11 protein-coding genes are annotated in these 21,988 nt (G+C 73.5%); 10 read left to right on the top strand and 1 reads right to left on the bottom strand.

Annotation, left to right across the window (positions count from 1 at the left end; genetic code table 11):
- The first annotated feature begins 42 nt into the window (after window positions 1-42).
- The 6 genes from ACFYML_RS20050 to ACFYML_RS20075 all read left to right on the top strand — a co-directional run bounded on the left by ACFYML_RS20050 (window position 43) and on the right by ACFYML_RS20075 (window position 15,542).
- Complete coding sequence (locus ACFYML_RS20050) at window positions 43-1,131, top strand: hypothetical protein (protein ID WP_387422055.1); 1,089 nt, start codon at window positions 43-45, stop codon at window positions 1,129-1,131.
- Window positions 1,132-1,145: 14 nt separating this feature from the next.
- A complete protein-coding gene (locus ACFYML_RS20055; protein ID WP_387422056.1) occupies window positions 1,146-2,123 on the top strand; it encodes an SIS domain-containing protein in 978 nt (325 codons plus the stop codon).
- Between the two features lie 121 nt (window positions 2,124-2,244).
- Window positions 2,245-3,852 (top strand): flavin monoamine oxidase family protein, encoded by a 1,608-nt coding sequence (locus ACFYML_RS20060; protein ID WP_387422057.1) that lies wholly within the window; start codon window positions 2,245-2,247, stop codon window positions 3,850-3,852.
- 270 nt (window positions 3,853-4,122) lie between these two features.
- Window positions 4,123-6,930, top strand: a complete 2,808-nt coding sequence (locus ACFYML_RS20065) for a family 78 glycoside hydrolase catalytic domain (RefSeq protein WP_387422058.1) — start codon at window positions 4,123-4,125, stop codon at window positions 6,928-6,930.
- A 77-nt stretch (window positions 6,931-7,007) separates the two neighbouring features.
- Window positions 7,008-11,666: a family 78 glycoside hydrolase catalytic domain gene (locus ACFYML_RS20070; RefSeq protein WP_387422059.1), complete on the top strand. Its 4,659-nt coding sequence runs from the start codon at window positions 7,008-7,010 to the stop codon at window positions 11,664-11,666.
- Between the two features lie 21 nt (window positions 11,667-11,687).
- The gene (locus ACFYML_RS20075; RefSeq protein ID WP_387422060.1) at window positions 11,688-15,542 is read left to right on the top strand and encodes a family 78 glycoside hydrolase catalytic domain; all 3,855 of its coding nucleotides are present in this window, start codon (window positions 11,688-11,690) and stop codon (window positions 15,540-15,542) included.
- A 139-nt stretch (window positions 15,543-15,681) separates the two neighbouring features.
- Here the strand turns inward: ACFYML_RS20075 and ACFYML_RS20080 are convergent, their stop codons facing one another.
- Window positions 15,682-16,710 (bottom strand): LacI family DNA-binding transcriptional regulator, encoded by a 1,029-nt coding sequence (locus ACFYML_RS20080; protein WP_387422061.1) that lies wholly within the window; start codon window positions 16,708-16,710, stop codon window positions 15,682-15,684.
- Window positions 16,711-17,036: 326 nt separating this feature from the next.
- Here ACFYML_RS20080 and ACFYML_RS20085 point away from each other — a divergent pair, with 326 nt between their 5' ends.
- The 4 genes from ACFYML_RS20085 (at window position 17,037) to rhaS (ending at window position 21,942) form a co-directional block, all read left to right on the top strand.
- The gene (locus ACFYML_RS20085; RefSeq protein WP_387422062.1) at window positions 17,037-18,560 is read left to right on the top strand and encodes a sugar ABC transporter ATP-binding protein; all 1,524 of its coding nucleotides are present in this window, start codon (window positions 17,037-17,039) and stop codon (window positions 18,558-18,560) included.
- A gap of 151 nt (window positions 18,561-18,711) precedes the next feature.
- Window positions 18,712-19,773 (top strand): ABC transporter permease, encoded by a 1,062-nt coding sequence (locus ACFYML_RS20090; RefSeq protein WP_387422063.1) that lies wholly within the window; start codon window positions 18,712-18,714, stop codon window positions 19,771-19,773.
- The gene (locus tag ACFYML_RS20095) at window positions 19,763-20,824 is read left to right on the top strand and encodes an ABC transporter permease (protein ID WP_387422064.1); all 1,062 of its coding nucleotides are present in this window, start codon (window positions 19,763-19,765) and stop codon (window positions 20,822-20,824) included. The genes ACFYML_RS20090 and ACFYML_RS20095 overlap by 11 nt, the downstream gene beginning before the upstream one ends.
- Window positions 20,825-20,859: 35 nt before the next feature.
- Complete coding sequence (gene rhaS / locus ACFYML_RS20100; RefSeq protein ID WP_073838427.1) at window positions 20,860-21,942, top strand: rhamnose ABC transporter substrate-binding protein; 1,083 nt, start codon at window positions 20,860-20,862, stop codon at window positions 21,940-21,942.
- Window positions 21,943-21,988: the final 46 nt, after the last annotated feature.

Below are 21,988 nucleotides of genomic sequence, written 5' to 3' on the forward strand. Positions count from 1 at the left end.
GTGCCGCCTTTTGTAGCCGACTTTTTACGCCGGAAACTGAACTTGGATTCAACACACGCCCGAGTGCCGCCCGGTGCCTCCGCCGCGCTCGTCGAGGCCCTCGCCACCGGAGGCGCGATCACCGGCCTACGGGTGCGTCGCTTCGTCCCGCTCGCCCGAGGTCCCCTCGGGGAACGACTGATCACCGTCGACCAGACCAACACCTCGGTCGTGGTGGGCGAACGCGTCGTGGTCAAGTGGATGCGCCCCGCTGAGGCGCCCGACCGGGCTCCTGACCTGCTCGCCCACCTGGCGGCCGGAAACTTCACCCGTACGCCCACCCCGTACGCGGCCGTCTACCGGGACGAGCCGGACGGCGGCCTGGCGGCGGTCGTGACCGGCTTCCTGCCGGACGCCGCCGACGGTTGGGACTGGTGCGTCGACGCCCTGCTCCACCAGCTCGACGGTGGACCGCCCGCCGACCTGGCCGGCGACCTCGGGGCGCTGGCCGCCGAACTGCACTGCGCCCTGGCCACCCCGTCCGAGACCATCCCGGCACCCGTGGCGGTCAGCCACCGGGACTGGGCGGCCGACGGCCTGGCCGTCCTCGACCAGGCACGCCGGCTCGTCGCCGCCGCGGACGACGAGGACGCCCGGTGGTTCACCGCCCGGATGCCCCGGCTCGCCGCCGACATCTGGCGGTCCCGCGAGGTGGACCGGGCGTACGTCATCCAACCGCACGGCGACCTGCACGTGGGACAGGTGCTGCGCTGGCGTGGCGGACTCGCGGTGACCGACTTCGACGGCAACCCGACCCTCGCGGCACCCGCCGGCGGCACCCTCACCGAACCGGCCGCGCGGGACGTGGCGCAGCTGCGCACCAGCCTGTTGCACGTCGGGCAGATCGCCAACCGGCGGACCGAGGGCCGGCATCGGCCCGCCGTCGCCGACTGGTGCCGGCGCGGCGTCGACGACCTGCTCGCGGCCTACCTCCGCACCCTGCACGAGCGCGGCATGGCGCACCTGTTCGACGAGCGGCTGCTGCGACCGTTCGAGGTCGAGCAGGAGTGCCGCGAACTGTGCTATGCCGCCCGTTTCCTGCCCCGCTGGCGGTACGCCCCGATGGGCGTCCTGCGCAGCTGGTACGACTGACCCGAGGAGAAACCGTGGACCCCCGCCTGTTCCTGGCCGACCTGGAAGCCAAGCCGGAGTCGCTGCGCCGCCTGGCCGCGACGCTCACCGACGGCGACCCGTGGCACGGGCTGCCCGACCGGGTCGAGCGGGTCCTCCTGCTCGGGATGGGCAGTTCCCGCTACGCGGCCGAGATGGCCGCACTGCGGCTGCGCGCCGCGGGTGTCGACGCGGTCGCCGAGTACGCCTCGACCGCCACCGGCTATCCGCCCGGGCCGCGGACCCTGGTGGTCGCCATCTCCGCCACCGGGACCAGCCAGGAGACCCTCGACGCCACCAGCCGCTACCAGGGCGCGGCCCCACTCGTCGCGCTGACCAACGTGCCGGACTCGCCGCTGGCGAAGGTGGCCGACCTCGTCGTGCCGATGCACGCCGGCGTCGAGGCCGGCGGGGTGGCCTGCCGGAGCTTCCAGCACACCCTGGTGCTGCTGCTGGATCTGGTGGCTCGACTGGCGGCGCAACGGGACATCCCGGGCGACCGCCGGCGGGACATCGCGGGCCTGGCCCGGCGCGCCGCGGACGCCACCGAGGATCTGCTGACCCGCCGGGACGAATGGCTGCCCGTAGCCGTCGAGGTCCTGGACGGCCCGCACGGCGTCTACACCCTCGCGCCGGCCGAGCGGCTCTCGTCGGCGATGCAGTCCGCGTTGATGGTCCGCGAGGGTCCCCGCCGTCCCGCCGACGGATGCGAGACGGGGGACTGGTCGCACGTCGACGTCTACCTCACCAAGACCCTCGACTACCGCGCCCTGCTCTTTCCCGGCTCCCGCTACGACGCGCCAGCGCTGGACTGGCTGCGGCAGCGGGCGGCCACGGTGCTCGCCGTCGGCGCCGAGGTGACCGGCGCCGCGGCGACGGTCCGCTATCGCGGCGACGAGGAGCCCGCCGTACGCCTGCTCACCGAGACGCTGGTCGCCGAGCTCGTGGCCGCCCGGTGGTGGGCCGACTCCTGAAAGCGAGATCAGCTCCGACGGGCTGCCGTGTTCCAGGCCAGTGAACTTCTTGACTGTCTAACTGAATCCGGCTTTAAATGTCGGGCACGCCAGCTCAGGCGTTCGCGACCGGAGGTCAGTCATGAGATCCAGAGGTCGAACACCACTCACCAGCCGCCTGCGTGCCACGCTCGCCGCGCACGCCGAATCCGAACGGACCGGCATCCCGGTCGACGAAGTCATCGAGATGCGGGCCGCGGGGCTGTCCCGCCGCAAGCTGCTCGGCGGCGCCGCCGCCGTCGGGGCCGCCGTCGCCGGGGCGGCCGGCCTGCCCCGCCCCGCCAGCGCGGCCGCCGCGCCCGCCGCGCCACCGTCGGTGACCATCGTGGGAGCGGGTCTGGCCGGCATCCGCGCGGCCCACTGGCTCTACAAGGTCAAGGGGGTCCGGGCCGCCGTCTACGAGGGCAGCTCCCGGATCGGCGGCCGCTGCTACACCCTGCGGAACTTCTTCGACGGCGGCGTCGTCGTCGAGCACGGCGGGGCGTTCATCAACACCGAGCACAACACGATCCGCAACCTCGCCAACAGCCTCGGACTCAGCCTCCGGGACGTGGCCGGCGGCAACCAGCCACCCGGCGGGGACAAGTACTGGATCGACGGGGCGGACTACCCCTACAGCGCGGCGAACACCGACTGGGGTCAGGTCTACCAGGCGTTCAAGGCGGCACAGCAGGCGGCGCCGTGGCCGCAGCGGTACGACAGCTACACCGCGACCGGGCTGGCGCTGGACAACCAGACGGTCAACCAGTGGCTGGACGCCAACATCCCGGGTGGCCTCTCCAGCCGCTTCGCCAAGCTCATGCAGAGCAACGTCGTCGCTGAGTACGGCATGGACCCGGACCAGCAGTCCGCGCTCAACCTCATCTACCTGCTCGCCTGGAACTCGCAGAACTCGCTGAACCCGCTGACCGGGGGCGACGAGAAGTACACCATCATCGGCGGCAACGACCAGCTGCTGACCGCCATGGTCGGCCAGCTGCCGGCCGGCACCGTGACGCTGGACCGCAAACTGGTGGCGGTCAAGGCGAACACCAACGGGTCGGTGACCTGCACCTTCCAGGCCGGCAACACGTACGTCGACGTGACCTCCGACAAGGTCATCCTCGCCCTGCCCTTCACCATGCTGCGCGAGTGCGACCTGTCCAGGGCCGGGTTCTCGACGGTCAAGATGCGCTCGATCAACGAGTTCGACCTGGGCAGCAACGCGAAGATCCACGTCCAGTTCACCAGGCGGCCCTGGGTGGCGCAGGGCTACGGCGGCGCCACCTACACCAACGTGACCGGATTCCAGTGCGCCTGGGACGACGCGGTCAACCAGGCGACGACCACCGGCGTGCTGTGCGAGTTCCCGGGCGGCAGCCAGACGAAGGTGTGGACGGGAGCGCCGTTCGGCGCGGCACCGGCCGCCGAGGTCACGTCGTTTCTGACCCAGCTGGAACCCATCTACCCGGGCATCACCGCCGCCTACAACGGCAAGGCGTACCGGGACGCCTGGCCGCTCAACCCCTGGTCAAAGGGCGCCTACTCGAGCCTCAAGCCGGGCCAGTACACCCGCTTCTTCGGCATCGAGGCCGCCCGCGAGGGCAACGTCCACTTCGCCGGCGAGCACACCTCGATCGAGTACTTCGGCTACCTCAACGGGGCGGTCGAGTCCGGCGAGCGCGCTGCCAAGGAGGTCACCGGCCCGTAGTCGACGGGGCGCCAGCGGCAGCGCGTGACGGTGCTGCCTCAACGGGGGTGCCGCCGGCGGGCATGAGGCAGCACCACACGCCCGGCTTCCGCTCAGCAGGATCTGTGCGCGCGAGTTCCGCGACCAGCATTTGCGAACGATTCAATGGAACCGGCTTGCGCGAGGCGTCGCCGGACCTGCTGGGTGGCCGGATCCGGCCATCGTGGATGTCTTCACAGGAGGGACACGAGCACGTAGCCTGCCTGAAACGATTCATGGCCGGAGGTAGGCGTGACACCTCAGACTCCCGGATCCCCGCTGCTCGCCAGGCGCCGGACGGCGTTGACCCTGGCGGCGGCGACCGCCGTCGCCACGGTCGTCGCCGGGGCCCCACCGGCCTCGGCCGCCCGAGGTCACGCCCCGGGCGCACCGGCCGCGCTGACGGTCGACGACCGGACCGGCCCGCTCAACGTCGAGGGCACCCCGCGCTTCGGATGGCTGCCACAGGACGCCGACCCGGGGGAGACGCAGACGGCCTACCGGATCACCGTCAGCGAGCCCGGCGGCGACCTGGTGTGGGACTCGGGCAAGGTCGCCTCGGACCAGCAGTCCTACGTGCCCTACGGCGGGCCCGCCCTGCGCGCCGGCGCGGCGTACCAGTGGTCGGTGCGCACCTGGGACCGCACCGACCAGCAGTCCCCGCCCGGCACCGGCGCCTTCGAGACCGGCATCTCCGACACCCAGTGGGAGGGCGCCGCCTGGATCCGCCGCACCACCACCGAGGCCGACGACTACACGCTGGCCCGCACCGAGGTACGCCCCAGCGCCAGCCCGGTGGTCCGGGCCCGCTCCTACACCGCCGCCGACCACACCTACGAGCTCTACCTCAACGGCACCCGCGCCGACCGGGGCACCTCCTTCGGCTACCCCGGCGAGGACTACTACCAGGCCGCCGACGTCACCGACCTGGTGACCGCCGGCGAGCCGCTGGCCATCGGGGTGCGCTACCACTGGTACGGCAGCGGCCAGGGCCGCCCCGCTGGCGCCCGCGGCCTGCTGATGAAGCTGGTGGTCGAGCACGCGGACGGGACCCGGGAGGTGTTCGTCACCGACGGATCGTGGCGGGTCGCTCGGGACACCCAGTTCGTCGCGAACGCCGAGCGCCGCAACGGCGAGGGTGACCGGGTCGAGCGGCAGGACGCCCGCGCCGAGGTGACCGGCTGGACGCGGCCGGGCTACGACGACAGCGTCGCGCCGTTCACGGCCGCCGAGGTAATCGGCGCGCACCCGAACGCGGCGTACCCGCGGCTGATCGGGCAGGAGACCCGGCTGGCCGAGACCACGGTCGCTCCGGTCGCACTGCGTACCGCCGAGGACGGCACGGTGGTCGCCGACTACGGGGTGGTCATCCCGGCCCGCCCCGCCGTACGGTTCGACGCCGGCGTGGCCGGTCGCACGGTGACCGTGCGCGCCGGCTACACCCTCACCGACACCGGCCGGGTCGCCACGTCGACCCTGCAGTCGCAGGGCACCAACATGAGCTTCCCCTACCTGCAGAAGGACGGCCCGCAGCAGTTCCGCGCCTTCACCCACCTCGGCTTCCGCTACCTGGAGATCCCCGACGCGGGTGAGGAGATCGCGCTCGACGACATCTCCGCCGTGGTGGTGCACAGCGACGTCCCCGCCGGCCGGGAGGCCAGCTTCGCCAGCTCGGACGCCACCCTCGACGCGGTGTGGACGATGATGAAGCGGTCCGCGCTCTACTCCGTGCAGGAGGCGTTCGTCGACACGCCCACGCGGGAGAAGGGACAGTTCCTCGGCGACGCCGCCAACATCTCCTACGCCACGATGGGTGCCTTCGGTGAGCGTGACGCCACCCAGCAGGCCATCCGGGAGTTCCTCCGCTCCGCCGCCCGCTACTGGAACGCCGGCAACGACCGGGGGCGGTACAACGCCGTCTACCCCAACGGCGACGGCAAGCGGGACATCCCCGACTACTCCCTGATGTTCGTCGACTGGGTGTGGCGGTACTGGACCGAGACCGGCGACCGGGCGCTGCTGGCCGAGGCGTACCCGGCGATCCGGGACACCGCCGACTACGTGCTGCGCCACATCCCGGCCACCGGCCCGACCGCCGGCCTGGTCACCGAACTGGCCGGCGGCAGCGGCGCCTACCGCTACGGCATCGTCGACTGGCCGGAGCCCGGCCGGTTCGGGTACGACATGTCCGCCGCCGCCCGCACCACCATCAACGCCCAGGGTGTCGACGTGCTGCGAACGACCGCCCGGATGGCCGAGGCGCTCGGCCGCCCCGCCGCGGAGGTCACCTCCTACGACGGCCGGGCCGCCGACCTCGCCGCGACGATGAACGCCAAGCTGCGCCGCGCCGACGGCAACTACGTCGACGGGCTGTCGGCCACCGGCGCGCAGAGCGGCCACGCCGGCCAGCACGCCACCTCGTACGCGATCGCCCACGGCGTGGCCCCGCAGGCCGACCTGCCGGCGCTCGCCGACCACCTCTCGGCCATGGGCATGAAGCAGGGGCCGATGACCGCACACTGGCTGCTGGCCGCGCTCGCCGACGCCGGCCGGCCCGACGCGGTGCTGCGGCTGCTGACCAACCCCGACGACCTGGGCTGGGCGAACATCCTCGCCCAGGGCGGCAGCTTCACCTGGGAGGCCTGGACCCTCGACCCGGGCACCAACTTCAGCCAGTCCCACGGTTGGGGCGCGCAGGCCGTGGTCGACGTGCAGGAGACCCTGCTCGGCGTCCGCACCGCCGCCCCGGGCGCCGCCGTGGTGGACGTGGCGCCGCCCGCCGTCGGGCTCGACCACGCGTCCGGTGTCGTGCCCACCCAGCGCGGACCGGTGCGCCTCGACTGGCGGCGCACCGGCGCCGGCCTGCTGGTCGACCTCGAGGTGCCGGTCAACGTCACCGCCCGGGTGGCCCTACCGGTCACCGAGGGCAGGTCCTACCGGGCCGCCGGTCCGAGCAAGGCCACCTTCATCGGGATCGAGAACGGCCGCGCCGTGTTCGAGGTGGGCTCCGGCCGGTCCAGCTTCCACCCGGTCGCCGACTCGGCCGCCCAGCCCCGCTGATCACCCGTCCGGCGCCCATCGGTCCGGACGTCGCCCACGAAAGTCGGTGCGGACCGCCGCACAGAAGGGTTTGGACCATGAAGCTCACGACGCGGCGCCGACCCGTGCTCTCCGCGGTCGTCGCACTGCTCCTCGGGCTGACGCCGGCGGTGGTGACGGCGGCCCCGGCCGCCGCCGCACCGGAGGCTCCGCAGCTCACGGTGACCGGCCTGACCACCGAGCGGGCGACCGACCCGATCGGGCTCGACGTGGCGCAGCCCCGCCTCGGCTGGCGGATCGAATCCGCCGCCCGGGGCGTGCTCCAGGAGTCCTACCAGGTCCGCGTCGCCACCAGCCAGGCCCGCCTCGACGACGCCGACGTCTGGGACAGCGGTCGCGTGACGTCCCGGCGCAGCACCCTCGTCCCGTACACCGGCCCGGCACTGCAACCCCGCACCCGCTACCTCTGGCAGGTCCGGGTGTGGGACACCGCGGGCCGCGCCTCCGGGTGGAGCGCCCCGGCCTCGTGGGAGACCGGCCTGCGGGGCGCCGAGGGCTGGCGGGCCGACTGGATCGGGCTGCCCCCGCCCACCGAGTCGTGGCGCGACTACACCGTGCAGACCACGGTGCGCCTGGAGCGCGACGCGGCCGGGATCTATCTGCGCGCCCACGGCCCGACCAACGCCTACATGTGGCAGTTCTCCAGCACCGGCGGCACCGCCAAGCTGCGCCCGCACGTGCGGGTCAACGGCGCCTGGACGGTGCTCAAGGAGGTGCCGCTCGGCGCGGTCGTGCCGCCCGACAAGCTCACCGCCCCGCACACCCTGCGTATCACGGCGGCCGGCGACACCATCACCACCTGGGTCGACGGCACCCAGGTCGACGTCACCCGCGACACCCGGCACCAGGGCGGCTCGGTCGGCCTGCGCACCGACGGAGCGGAGACCGGCGTCTTCTCCGACTTCTCCGTGACCAGCGGCGCGGACACCCTCTTCGCGGCCGCGCTCACCGACGGCGAGAACCCGTTCGGCGGCGGCACCCCCACGTCGAGCGGGCTGCGGGTCACCGGCACCACCGAGGCCATGCTCACCGCCCTGGACGCGAACCCGCTGCTGCGCCGCGGCTTCCGGGTCGACGGGGAGGTCGCCCGCGCCCGGGTCTACGCCACCGCCCTCGGCGTCTACCAACTGTCGCTCAACGGGCAGCGCGTCGGCGACCACGAGCTGGCACCCGGCTGGACCGACTACCGCAAGCGGGTGCAGTACCAGACGTACGACGTGACCCGGCAGCTCCGCCAGGGCGACAACGCGCTCGGCGCCATGCTCGGCGACGGCTGGTACTCCGGCACCATCGCCTCCTTCGGCACCGACCACTACGGCTCCCGCCCGCACCTGGGCGCCCAACTGGTCATCGACTACACCGACGGCCGCACTGAGACCGTCCGTACCGACGGCTCCTGGCGTGCCACACCCGGGCCGTTCCTGCTGAGCGACCTGATCCACGGCGAGACCTACGACGCGCGCCGGCTGCCGGCCGGTTGGGACCGGCCCGGCTTCGACGACGCCGGCTGGTCGGCCGCCACCGTCGACGCCCCCGGCGCGACCGGCCCGATCGTCGCCCAGGTCGACCCGCCCGTGCGGGTCGCGCAGGAGCTGCCGGCGCGGGCGCTGACCCAGCCCACCCCCGGCACCTGGATCTTCGACCTCGGCCAGAACATGGTGGGCAAGGTGCGGCTGAAGGTCGACGGGCCCGCCGGCACCACCGTGCAGATCCGGCACGCCGAGGTGCTCAACCCCGACGGCACGGCCTACACCGCCAACCTGCGGTCGGCCCGGGCCACCGACCACTACACCCTCCGCGGCGGCGGCGCCGAGGTCTACGAACCCACCTTCACCTTCCACGGCTTCCGCTACGTCGAGCTGACCGGCTACCCGGGCACCCCCGACCGCTCCACCGTCACCGGCCTGGTCATGCACACCGACGGGGAGCTGACCAGCGAGTTCGAGACCTCCAACGCGATGGTGAACCAGTTGCACAGCAACATCACCTGGGGGCAGCGCGGCAACTTCCTGTCCATCCCCACCGACACGCCCGCCCGCGACGAGCGGCTCGGCTGGACCGGCGACATCAACGTCTTCGCCGAGACCGCGACGTTCAACATGGAAAGCCTGACGTTCCTCACCAAGTGGCTGCAGGACCTGCGCGACGCGCAGTCCGCCAACGGGGCGTACCCCGACGTCGCACCCCGCGCCTGCTGCGGCGACGGCGCGACCGGCTGGGCCGACGCCGGCATCACGGTGCCGTACACGCTCTGGCAGCGCTACGGGGACACCCGGGTGATCGAGGAGCACTACGCGTCGATGGTGCGGTACGCCGCCTGGCTGCAGAGCACCAGCTCCGGCAACCGGCGCACCAACGCCGGCCCGTACCTCGACTGGCTCAACCTCGACGACCCGACGCCCGCCGGCGTCATCGGCACCGCGTACTACGCGTACAGTGTCCGGCTGCTCGGGGAGATGGCCGCGGCCATCGGCCGGGACGCCGACGCGGCCCGTTACGCGGCGCTGGCCAAGGACATCGGCAAGGCCTTCGTCGACGCGTACGTCTCGGCCGACGGCACCGTCCAGGGCGACAGCCAGACCGGGTACGTGCTGGCCATCGGCATGGATCTGCTGCCCGAGCCGCTGCGCGGCAAGGCCGCCGACCGGCTGGTCGACAACGTCCGCCGCCACGACTGGCACCTGTCCACCGGCTTCCTCGGCACCCCGGACCTGCTGCCGGCGCTGAGCGACACCGGGCACCTCGACGTCGCCTACCGGCTGCTGCTCAACGACACCTACCCGTCGTGGGGTTACGAGATCGCCAAGGGCGCGACCACGGTCTGGGAGCGCTGGAACTCGATCATGCCGGACGGCAGCTTCGGCGACGTGTCGATGAACTCGTTCAACCACTACGCCTACGGCGCCGTCGGCGACTGGATGTACCGGACCGTCGCCGGCATCCAGCCCGACGCCGGCAATCCCGGCTACACCCACCTCACCTTCGCGCCCCAGCCGGGCGGTGGCCTCACCTCGGCCCGGGCGTCGTACCGCTCCGCGCAGGGCGTGATCGGCAGCGACTGGAACCTCGACGCCCGCGGCGACCTGCGGCTACGCGTCACCGTCCCGGCGAACACCACCGCGACCGTGCGCATCCCGGCACCCGGGCGGCACGCGGTGACCGAGGGCGGCCGGCCGGCGGACCAGGCCGACAGCGTGCGGTTCGTCCGGATGGACGGCGGGACCGCCGTCTACGAGATCGGTTCCGGCGCCTACTCCTTCGCCGTCGACCGGGTGCTGGGCGACCTGGGCGACACCGCCGACGCGGTGCAGGCGCTGTCGGCGCTCACCGACGAGCGCGCCGACGACCTGGGCCGACCGGTGGCCGCGCACCTGCGGGCCCAGCTGCGGAAGCTCGCCGACGAGACGACCGCGGCGCGGACCGCGTACCTGGCCGGCGACAGCGCTGCCGCCGCCGGCGAGGTGCACCACGCCCTCGCCACCGCCGCCGACCTGAACCGGTGGCTGCGTACCCAGGTCGGCGTCGGCCGCGTCGCGGCGGCCCACGCCGACCGGTTCACCACCCTGCTCACCCGGGTCGACCAGCGGCTCTCCGCGGCCTCGTCGGCCCTGGTCGGCGCGGTGGTCAAGCTGGACCTGCCGGTGGGTGAGCGGCTGCCCGGCGACGGCGTCCGGGCCAGCGTCGTGGTCACCAACGGCGGCACCGCACCGATGACCGGGGTGACCTCCGACCTGCGCGTTCCCGCCGGGTGGACGGTGACCCCGGTCGGCGACCGGCCCACCACCGTCGCCCCCGGCGCCACCGTCAGCCACCGCTACGACCTGCGCATCCCCGCCGGCCAGTCGCCGGCCGACGTGGTCGTCGACGGCTCGGCCAGCTACCGCCTCCAGGGCGGCGCCGCCACCCTGCCCGTCGCGGGCACGATCACCACGGCGCCGGCCGTGGTCATCGAGTCGGCGTCCGCCACGCCCGCCGCCGTGGCTCCCGGCGCCGCGACCACCGTCGGCGCCGTGCTCCGCAACCGGGCCGCCGTGCCGGTGACCGGGCAGCTCACCACCACGGCGCCCGACGGCTGGCGGGTGGCGTCGCCGACCGCCCGGTACGACCTCGCACCCGGCGCGGAGACCACCGTGTCGACCGTCGTCACCGCACCGGTGACGGTGACGGAAGGGCCGGCGGAGCTCACCCTGGCCACCGGCGGCACGGACGCCGAACGGCGCACCCTCGCGGTCCCGGTCCGGTTCACCAAGCCGCCGGCCGGCGCGTACGACCACGTCGATCTCGGCGACGCGGCCTCCGAGCAGGCGCACCACCTGACCGCCTCGACCCACTCGGGCACCAACACCGAGGCCGGGTTGACCCGCCGCTACACCAACGTCAGCTACCCCGACGGCTGGTTCGAGTTCGACCTCGCCGTCGCACCCGGCGAACCGTTCGTGCTGCGCGCCGTCGAGACCTACGACCAGGCGCAGCTGAAGGACTACGAGATCGTCGTCGACGGGGTGGTGGCGCACGCCCGCTCCTGGCGGCGCACCGCCGGCGGGGCCGGCACGGTCAGCTACCAGTTCGTCGTCGACCTGCCGGACGCGACCCGCGACGGGGTGGTGCGGGTGCGGTTCCGGGACACCGGTGACGGCTACGACCCGTCGATCGCCGACGTCTGGTCGGCACCCCTGCCCGCCGGCTCGCCGTCCTGACCCGACATCGAGGAGACACCCATGGCCCAGACACCACCGGTCCCGCCACCGGGGACCGAACTCAGCCGCCGATCCCTGCTCGGTTGGGGCGTCGCCGGCGCGGGAGCCGTCGCGCTCGGCGCGGGCATCGCCGAGCCGGCGGCGGCCGCACCGCCCCCCGGCGTCGGTGCCGGCCCGCTCTCGGTCGGCCGCCCCCGCACCGAGTACGCCGACCAGCTTCTCGGCACCGACGTCGCCCAGCCCCGCTTCTCCTGGACCGGCACCGCCCCCGGCCACGGTGCCACCCAGAGCGCGTACCAGGTGCTGGTGGCCAGCCGCGCCGACCGGCTCACCCCGGACGCGGCCGACGTCTGGGACTCGGGCCGGGTGGCCTCGGCGCGGTCGGTCGGCGTGCCGTACGCCGGCCCGCGCCTGGCCCCGCGTACCCGCTACCACTGGACGGTGCGGGTGTGGGACGGGGCCGGCCGGGAGACCGGGTGGAGCACGCCGACCTGGTTCGAGACCGGCCTGCTGGACGAGGGCTTCGGCGCGGCCCGCTGGGTCGGCGCGCAGCCGGACGTCGCGCAGGCCCCGCTCGACTTCGCCGGGGCGTCGTGGATCTGGTCGCCCGGGGCCAGCTCGAGCAACGCGCCGGCCGGTACCCGCTGGTTCCGGGGCCGGCTCGCGGTGCCCGCCGGGGTCGAGATCGCCACCGCGCACCTCGTCGTCACCGCCGACGACGACTACACCGCCTACCTCGACGGGCGTCAGGTGCTGCACGCCCCGCAGCAGGCCGACGGCTGGAAGAGCGCCGAGATCGCCGACGTCACCGAACTGGCCCGCGCGGCCGTCGGCCGCACGCTCACCCTGGCCGCGGTGGCCACGAACCGGCCCGGCCCGTCGGTGAACCCGGCCGGCCTGCTGGCCAAGCTGGTGCTGGTGACCGCCGCCGGGCAGCGGCTCGTGCTGGTCACCGACGGCTCCTGGCGCAGCTCGGACACCGAACGGCCGGGCTGGCAGGAGGCCGGGTACGACGACGCTGGCTGGGCCGGCGTGGCCGTGCTCGCCCCCTACGGGCAGGGGCCGTGGGGCGGCAACGTCACCGTGCCCCAGCCCCAGCCCCGGTCCCTGGACCTGGCCGGCGCCGCCTGGGTGTGGGGGCCGGGCGCGACGGTGAACAACGCGCCCGTCGGTCCGCGCTGGTTCCGCGGCCGACTGGCCCTGCCCGCAGGGCTCGACGTCGCCTCCGCCCGGCTGATCATGAGCGCCGACGACGATTTCACCGCGTACCTGGCCGGTCGGCTCACCCTGTCGGCGCCCCAGCAGACCGACGGCTGGCGCACCGCCCGGGTCGCGGACGTCACCGAGCTGGCCCGCCAGGCCGGCGGCGGGGACCTGGTGCTGGCCGCGATCGCCACCAACCGGGCGGGTGCGTCGGTCAACCCCGGTGGCCTCATCGTGAAGCTCGTCGTGCGCACCGCCGACAGCCGGGAACTGGTGCTGGTCACCGACGCCGGCTGGCGGACCACCGGCATCGTCGAGTCCGGCTGGGAGCAGCCGGGCCACGACGACTCGGCCTGGTCGCCGGTGGTCGTGCTCGCTCCCTACGGGCAGGGACCGTGGGGCAGCGGCATCGAGCCGCCGGTGGAGGAGCGGCCCGCCCCGCTGCTGCGGCGCGCGTTCCGGCTGACCAAGCCGGTGACCCGCGCCCGGCTGTACGCCAGCGGCCTCGCCTACCAGGTGCTGCACGTCAACGGGAAGCGGGTCGGCACCGCGGTGCTGGACCCGGGGTTCACCGACTACGACGACACCGTCCTGTACGTGACGCACGACGTCACCGACCTGCTGGCTGAGGGGCAGAACGTCCTCGGCGCCGAGCTGGGCCGCGGCTTCTACGGCATGACCACCCGCAACGTGTGGCGCTGGCACCAGCCACCCTGGCACGGCGAGCCCCGGCTGCTCGCCCGCCTCGTCGTGGAGCACCCGGACGGGTCGCGCACCGAGATCGTCAGCGATGACGCCTGGCGGATCACCGCCGGCCCCACCCTGTCCAACTCGCTGTTCGCGGGGGAGACCTACGACGCCCGGCAGGAGCCGGCGGGCTGGTCGACGGCCGGTTTCGACGACGCCGGGTGGGCCCGGGCGAGCGCCCTGGACGCCCCGGCCGGCACGCTGCGCGCCCAGGAGCACGAGCCGATCCGGGTGGTCGAGTCCGTCGCCCCGGTCGCCCTCAGCTCGCCGCGCGCCGGTGTCTGGGTGGCCGACTTCGGCCGGACCACCGCCGGCTGGGTCCGGCTGCGCACCACCGCCCCGGCCGGCACCACGATCCGCATCCTGTACGGCGAGAAGCTGCGCGCCGACGGCACCGTCGAGGCGTCCAACGGCAACGTGCAGAGCGCTCGCTTCCAGCAGGACGAGTACGTCGCCCGGGGCGGCGGCGAGGAGGTGTGGGAGCCGCAGTTCTCGTACAAGGGCTTTCGCTACGTGCAGCTCGACGGCCTGCCGGGCGCGGCGACCACCGACACGGTCATCATGCGGGTGGTGCACTCCGACGTCCGTGACGTCGGCGAGTTCCGGTGCAGCGAACCGCTGTTCGAGCAGTTCGAGCGGATGATGCGCCGGACGGTGCGCAACAACCTGCACGGCATCCCCACCGACACCCCGATGTACGAGAAGAACGGCTGGACCGGTGACGCGCAGGTGGCCGCGCCCACCATGGCGGGCCTGCTCGACCTGTCCCGGTTCTTCACCAAGTGGCTCGGCGACCTGCGCGACAGCCAGGTCACCTCCGGCCAGGTGCCGGTGATCGTGCCCAGCGGCGGCTGGGGCTACCAGGAGCTCGCCCCGGCGCCGGAGTGGACGACGGTCTACCCGTTCCTGCTGCGCGAGATGCACCGCTGGTACGGCGACGACCGGCTGCTGCGCCAGCACTGGCAGCCGGTGGTCGACTATCTGGACTGGGAACTGGGGCGGCTGCGCGACGGCCTGGCCGTGACCGCGCTCGGCGACTACCTGTCGCCCGGCACCGGTGGCAACCCGCCCGAGGACACCCGGCTCACCGCGACCGCGTACCTGCACCGGGCGCTGGTGGCCACGGCCGAGGTCGGCGAGCTGACCGGGCAGGACGGGCCGGCGGCCCGGTTCCGCACCGCGGCCGCCGGGCTGCGGGACCGGCTGAACGAGACGTTCCTGGACCGGGTGCGCGGGCTGTACCGCACCGACCGCGATCCCGGCTACCGGCAGACCTCCAACGCGGTGCCGCTGGCGTTCGGGCTGGTGCCCGACGACCTGGTCGGGAAGGTGGTGGACAACCTGGTCGCCGACATCCGGGAGCGGGGCTGGCATCTCAATACCGGCTGCCTCGGCACCAGCGTCCTGCTGCCGGTGCTGACCGAGCACGGCCACGCCGACGTGGCGGCCCGGGTGGCCCGGCAGCGGACCTACCCGAGCTGGGGCTACTGGGTGGACAACGGCGCCGACACGATGTGGGAGATGTGGCCGACGTCGACCCGCTCGCGCCAGCACTACTTCCACGGCACGGTCGTGCAGTGGCTCTACGAGCACGTGGCCGGCCTGCGGTCGGTCGCCGACGGCTGGGCGCGCATGGTGGTGCGGCCGGACGCCCGCGCCGAGGTGTCCGCCGCGTCGGCGGCGGTGGACACGGTCCGCGGCCGGGCGTCGTCGGCCTGGCGACTCCAGGACGGCGGGTTCGAGCTGACCGTGCAGGTGCCGGTGGGCGCCACCGCCGAGGTGCACGTGCCCGCGGCGCGGGCCGAGGACGTCGAGGCGTCACCGGGTGGGCTGGTGACCGCCCGCCGGATGGCGGACGGTTACCTGGTGCACACGGTGGGCGCGGGCACCTGGCGGTTCGTCAGCAGTTCCGCGCCGACCGGCTGAGGACGGCGACGGCGCCGGCCGCGCGGGGGAGCGCGGACCGGCGCCGTCGCGCTGTGGCCGTCGTGGCACGCGATCCTGGCCGCCTCCAGGGCCAGGCGGGCGGGCGACCATTCGCCGGCGACGCCTGCGCGGGCCGAAGTCAGCGCCGGGTACGCCGGGGCTGCTCGCTGGAGCGGCGGACGACCAGCTCCGGCTGGAACACCACGTGCCGGTGCCGGTGCGTCTCGCCGGACCGCGCCTCCTCCAGCAGCAGCTGGGCCGCCGTGCGGCCGAGCTGTTCGCGGGGTTGACGCACCGACGACAGCGGCACCGCCGCCGCGCCGGCGAACTCGATGTCGTCGTAGCCGACGATGGCCACGTCGGCGGGCACCCGTAGGCCGCGCTCGGTCACCTCCTGCAGCACGCCCAGCGCGATCAGGTCGTTGGCGCAGAACACGGCGGTGGGCCGCTGCCGGGCCGGCAGGGCCAGCAGGTCCTCGGCGGCGCGCCGCCCGGCGGCGACGGTCAGGCTGGTGGTGGTCGCCACCCGCAGCTCGGCGCCGCCGCGTTCCTCCAGCGCGGCCGCGGCCCCGGCGTGCCGTTCGGCGACCTGAGCGATGGAGAACGGGCCGCCGAGGTACGCGATGCGCCGGTGGCCCTGGTCCAGCAGGTGGTCCATGGCCAGCCGGCCGCCGAGCACGTCGTCGACGGCCACCGAGCAGCGGCTGGCCCGGCCGGAGCCGCGGTCGACGAGCACCACCGGGATGCCCCGGTCGATGAGCTTGTCCAGGTTGGGTTGGGGGCCGTGGCCGACCGGGGTGATGAGCACCCCGCGGACCCGCTGCTCCTCCAGCAGTTCCAGGTGCCGGCGTTCCCGGGCGCTGTCCTCGCCGCTGTTGCAGACGACGAGCATCGCGCCGGCCTCCTCGACCACCTGTTCGGCGCCGCGCACCACGTCGGTGAAGAACGGGTTCGCCACGTCCAGCACGACGATGGCGACGGTCCGGCTGTGCCCGGCGCGCAGTTGGCGGGCGGAGTCGTTGCGGACGTAGCCGAGTTCGGTGATGGCGTCGAGCACCCGCTGCCGGGTGGCCGGGGCGACCGTGTCGGGTCGGTTGAGCACGTTGCTCACCGTGCCGAGGGAGACGCCGGCGTGCCGGGCCACCTCCTTGATGTTCGCCGCTGCCATGACTCCCCTGACGATCGGTGCGGTGGGTGGTTGCGGCCCGCTCTCGGGTGCGGGCAGGGGTCGCGGTGCTGCCGCGGCCGTACGGGGCGTGCCGGCCGGAACGGGCCGACCGGGCGACGACGGGGAGTCTATAGCGTCTAAAACGTTTCATCCAGTCGGCCTAGCCGGCCGGCGCGCCTCCGTCGCAGGCCTGGGACGGGTTGCGGCACGACGCAGTCGCCCCCGCTGGCAACAGTCTAGAAATCGCCGGGAAACCCTTGACGGTCACGAATGTCGACCCCTACCGTCCATGCAACAACATGTGAAACGATTCAGGAGGGGATCGGATGAGCCCCGGCGCACCGGGCGCGGAGAGCGCTCCGCTGCTGGAACTGGACGGCGTGACGAAGTCCTTCGGGGCCGTCGCCGCCCTGCGGGGGGTGCACCTGGCGCTGCATCCCGGAGAGGCCCACGCCCTGGTCGGGGAGAACGGGGCCGGCAAGTCCACCCTGGTCAAGACCCTCGCCGGAGCACACTCCCCGGACGCCGGCCGGATGACCCTGGACGGCCGACCGCTGCAGCTGCGCGGCCCCGCCGACGCCCGCGCCGCCGGCATCGCGGTCATCTACCAGGAGCCGACCCTGTTCCCGGACCTGTCGGTCGCGGAGAACATCTTCATGGGCCGGCAACCGCTGCGGGGTCTGCGGCGCATCGACACCCGGGCGATGAACCGGGACGCCGAGCGGCTGTTCGAGCGCCTCGGCGTCCGGATCGACCCCGCCCGCCCCGCGCGCGGGCTGTCCATCGCCGACCAGCAGCTCGTCGAGATCGCCAAGGCGCTCTCCTTCGACGCCCGCATCCTGGTCATGGACGAGCCCACCGCCGCGCTCTCCGGCGTCGAGGTGGAACGCCTCTTCGGCGTCGCCCGGTCGCTGTGCGAGCGCGGCGCCGCCGTGCTGTTCATCTCGCACCGCTTCGACGAGGTCTTCGACCTGTGCCAGCGGATCACCGTGCTGCGCGACGGCGCGTGGGTCTCCAGCGACCGGGCCGCCGACCTCACCGTCGACGAGGTGGTGCGACGCATGGTCGGCCGCGAGGTGTCCTCGCTCTACCCGAAACAGGACGCGCCGCTGCGCGACACCCTGCTGGAGGTGCGCGGGCTCAGCCGGGCCGGCGTCTTCTCCGACGTGTCCTTCTCGGTTCGCGGCGGCGAGATCGTCGCCCTGGCCGGGCTGGTCGGCGCCGGACGCAGCGAGGTCGCCCGCGCCGTCTTCGGCGTCGACCGCTACGACGCCGGTGAGGTACGCGTGGCCGGCCGGGCCCTCCCGCCCGGCAACCCGGGCCGGGCGATCGCCGCCGGCATGGCCCTGGTGCCCGAGGACCGTCGCCAGCAGGGCCTGGTCATGGAGCTGTCGGTGGAGCGCAACGCCACCCTCGCCCGCCGCCGGGCGCTGAGCCGGCTGGGCCTGCTCCTCGGTGGCGCCGAGCGGGCCGAGGCCCGCCACTGGACCCGTCGGCTGCAGGTCAAGGCCTCCCGCCTCGCCGCACCGGTGGCCACCCTCTCCGGCGGCAACCAGCAGAAGGTGGTGCTCGCCAAGTGGCTCGCCACCGAACCCCGCATCCTGATCATCGACGAACCCACCCGCGGCATCGACGTCGGCACCAAGGCCGAGGTCCATCGGCTGCTGTCCGAACTGGCCGGCGAGGGGCTGGCCATCCTGATGATCAGCAGCGAGCTGCCCGAGGTGCTCGGCATGGCCGACCGGGTCCTGGTCATGCACGAGGGACGGGTGGTCCGCGAGCTGCTCCGGGCCGAGGCCGACGAGACCTCCGTGATGTTCGCCGCCACCGGCCAAGGAGCGACGGCATGAGTGAGCGTCAGCGAACGAATCATCAGCACAGTGCCGTGGTGCCTCATGACGGCACTGCTCACAGTCCGACCCCCGGCCGAGGCCGCGGCGACGGTGCGGCACAGACCGACGCGGCCGGGGCTCGGACCGTTCGGCGAAGCGGAGTGCCGTCATGAGCCTCACCGACACCGGCGCGCCCGCCCAGGCCGCCGAGAACCCGCCACCCGGCCCCGGCCGGCGGCGGCGCGGCCTCACCGAGCGGCTGCTCGCCGTACGCGAACTGAGCCTGCTGCTCGCCCTCGGCGCGCTGATCCTGGTCACCACCGTCCGCAACGACCGGTTCCTCAGCGGCCAGAGCATCAAGGACCTGCTGCTCGGCTGCGCCATCCTGGTCATCCTCGCGGTCGGCCAGACCCTGGTCATCGTCACCCGCAACGTCGACCTGTCCGTCGGATCGATCCTGGGGCTGGTCGCCTTCGCCACCGGCGAGCTCTTCCTCGCCGCGCCCGGCACCCCCTGGCCGGTCGCGCTCCTGCTCGGCGTCGCCCTCGGCGCGGTCTGCGGAGTGGTCAACGGCGGCCTGATCGCGGTGGCCAAGGTCCCGGCCCTGGTCATCACCCTCGGCACCCTCTACGCCTTCCGCGGCGTCGACTACTACTGGGCGGCCGGCCGCCAGATCAACGCCGCCGACATGCCCCGCTCGTTCCTGCGGCTGGGCAACCAGACGGTGCTCGGCGTACCCGTGCTCTTCCTGGTCGCGCTCATCGTGGTCGCCGCCGTCGGCTTCTACCTGCGCTCCTACCGCAGCGGCCGGGAGCTGTACGCCATCGGCTCCGAGCCGGCCGCCGCCCGGCTGTCCGGCATCCCGGTCGGCCGGCGCGTCTTCGCCGTCTTCGTCGCCAACGGCGCGCTCGCCGGCCTCGCCGGGGTGCTCTACGCCGCCCGGTTCGGCACCCTCGACGCGGCCGCCGGCACCGGTCTGGAACTGCAGGTCGTCGCCGCCGCGGTGGTCGGCGGGGTGGCCATCTTCGGCGGCAGCGGCAGCGCCTACGGCGCCGCGCTCGGCGCCGTCCTGCTCACCACGATCGGCAGCTCGCTGGCCGTCCTGCGCATCGACCCGTTCTGGCAGCAGGCCGTGGTCGGCGCGCTCATCCTCGCCGCCATCGGCCTGGACCGGCTCCTGGCCCTCCGGATGGCGGCCCGGCTCCGAGGGAGAAGCGCCCATGGCGCATGACAGCCTGTACGCCGCACCGCCGTCCGCCGCGGACACCGAGCGGGAGGCGGGCCGCCTGGCGGGCCTGCGCGGCGCGCTCGGTTCCTGGGACGCGGCGATCGTGGCCGCCCTGGTGGCGGCCGTACTGCTGGCCGGCCTGTCGGTGCCGAACTTCGCCACCGGCCGCAACGCCCAGTTCCTGCTGCTCGACCTGGTGCCGCTGGCCCTGCTCGCGCTGCCCATGACGCTGATCGTCATCACCGGCGAGATCGACCTGTCGGTGGCCAGCATGGTCGGCCTGGGCAGCACGCTGATGGGGCAGCTGTGGCTGTCCAGCGGCCTGTCGCTGGAGCTGATCTGCGTGCTGGTGGTGCTGCTCGGCGCCGCGCTCGGCGCGGTCAACGGCCTGTTCGTGACCGGGTTCGGCCTGCCGTCGCTGGCGGTGACCATCGGCACCCTCGCCCTGTACCGGGGACTGTCCTTCGTCGTGCTCGGCGACCAGGCGGTGGCCGACTTCCCGGCCAGCTGGACCGCTGCCGCGGTGCAGACCATCCCCGGCACGTCGATCCCGGCCGCGGTCGTCCCGGTGCTGCTGCTGGCGCTGGTGTTCGGCGTCGTGCTGCACGCCACCGCGGCCGGCCGGGCGCTGTACGCCATGGGCAACAACGACGAGGCCGCCACGTTCGCCGGCGTGTCAGTGGCCCGGACCAAGTTCTGGCTGTTCGTGGTCTCCGGCGCGGTCTGCGGGCTGGCCGGGGTCTTCTGGACCCTGCGCTACGCCAGCGCCCGCGGCGACAACGCCACCGGCCTGGAGCTGACCGTGGTGACCGCGGTGCTGCTCGGCGGGGTGTCCATCTTCGGCGGCCGCGGCGGGCTGCTCGGCGTGGTGGCCGGTGTCCTGCTCCTCGGGGTCCTGCGCAACGCCCTGCAGCTCGCCGACGTGGACGCCAACGCGCTGACCATCGTCACCGGAACCCTGCTGATCGTCTCCGTGGTACTGCCCAACGCGGTCGCGGAACTCCGCGCCCGGCTGCACCGCCGACGGCAACGCGCGCACCTCACCGCGTCGTGACCGTCTCCGCACCCCACCTCCCTGGAAGGATAACGATGTCCACGTACAGACGGCTCCGCGTCGGGGCCACCGCCGTCACCCTCGCCGCGCTGCTGCTCGGCTCCGCCGCCTGTGGCGGCACCACCCGGGAGAACTCCGGCAACGACACCGGCGGCGGCGCGCAGGCCAGCGGCGCCGCCAACCCGGACGCCAAGCTCAAGGAAGGGCTCAAGATCGCCTTCCTGCCGAAGCAGGTGAACAACCCCTACTTCACCACCAGCGACAACGGTGGCAAGGAGGCGATCACCGAGATCAAGGGCGAGTACAAGGAGGTCGGCCCCTCCGAGGCCAGCGCCTCGTCCCAGGTCAGCTACATCAACACCCTGTCGCAGCAGGGCATGGACGTGATCGTCACCTCGGCCAACGACCCCAACGCGATCTGCGGCGCGCTGAACCAGGCGAAGGCGGCCGGCGCCAAGATCGTCACCTTCGACTCCGACACCAAGCCGGAGTGCCGCCAGATCTTCGTCAACCAGGTGACCGCCGAGGGCATCGCGGAGAACCAGGTCAAGCTCATCTCCGAGCAGATCGGCGGCGCGGGCGAGATCGCCATCCTGTCCGCCACCGCCAACGCGACCAACCAGAACGCCTGGATCGCGCTGATGAAGGAGGAGCTGAAGAAGCCCGAGTACAGCAAGCTCAAGCTGGTCACCGTGGCCTACGGCAACGACGACGACCAGAAGTCCTTCCAGGAGACCCAGGGCCTGCTGCAGTCCTACCCCAACCTGAAGGGCATCATCTCGCCGACCACCGTCGGCGTGGCCGCCGCCGCCCGCTACCTCAGCGGGTCGCAGTACAAGGGCAAGGTCAAGCTGACCGGCCTGGGCACTCCGAACCAGATGCGCGAGTACGTCAAGGACGGCACCGTCGACGGGTTCGCCCTGTGGAACCCCGCCGACCTGGGCTACCTCGCCGCGTACGCCGGCGCGGCCCTCGCCTCGGGCCAGATCACCGGCGCCGAGGGCGACAAGTTCAAGGCCGGCAAGCTCGGCGAGTTCACCGTCGGCAAGGACGGGGTGGTCGTCCTCGGCCCGCCCACCGTGTTCGACAAGAACAACATCGACCAGTTCCAGTTCTGACCGCCCTGGCGGTGCCGGCGCCGGTCGCGCCGGCACCGCCCCGGGG

Origin of the sequence: Micromonospora sp. NPDC007230 (genome assembly GCF_042869115.1) — a bacterium.
Lineage (GTDB): Bacteria > Actinomycetota > Actinomycetes > Mycobacteriales > Micromonosporaceae > Micromonospora.

Coding starts and splice junctions, on each gene's coding strand:
- ACFYML_RS20060 (WP_387422057.1), top strand. CDS start 2,245: ATGAGATCCAGAGGTCGAACACCACTCACCAGCCGCCTGCGTGCCACG.
- ACFYML_RS20070 (WP_387422059.1), top strand. CDS start 7,008: ATGAAGCTCACGACGCGGCGCCGACCCGTGCTCTCCGCGGTCGTCGCA.
- ACFYML_RS20075 (WP_387422060.1), top strand. CDS start 11,688: ATGGCCCAGACACCACCGGTCCCGCCACCGGGGACCGAACTCAGCCGC.
- ACFYML_RS20080 (WP_387422061.1), bottom strand. CDS start 16,710: ATGGCAGCGGCGAACATCAAGGAGGTGGCCCGGCACGCCGGCGTCTCC.
- ACFYML_RS20085 (WP_387422062.1), top strand. CDS start 17,037: ATGAGCCCCGGCGCACCGGGCGCGGAGAGCGCTCCGCTGCTGGAACTG.
- ACFYML_RS20090 (WP_387422063.1), top strand. CDS start 18,712: ATGAGCCTCACCGACACCGGCGCGCCCGCCCAGGCCGCCGAGAACCCG.
- ACFYML_RS20095 (WP_387422064.1), top strand. CDS start 19,763: ATGGCGCATGACAGCCTGTACGCCGCACCGCCGTCCGCCGCGGACACC.
- rhaS (WP_073838427.1), top strand. CDS start 20,860: ATGTCCACGTACAGACGGCTCCGCGTCGGGGCCACCGCCGTCACCCTC.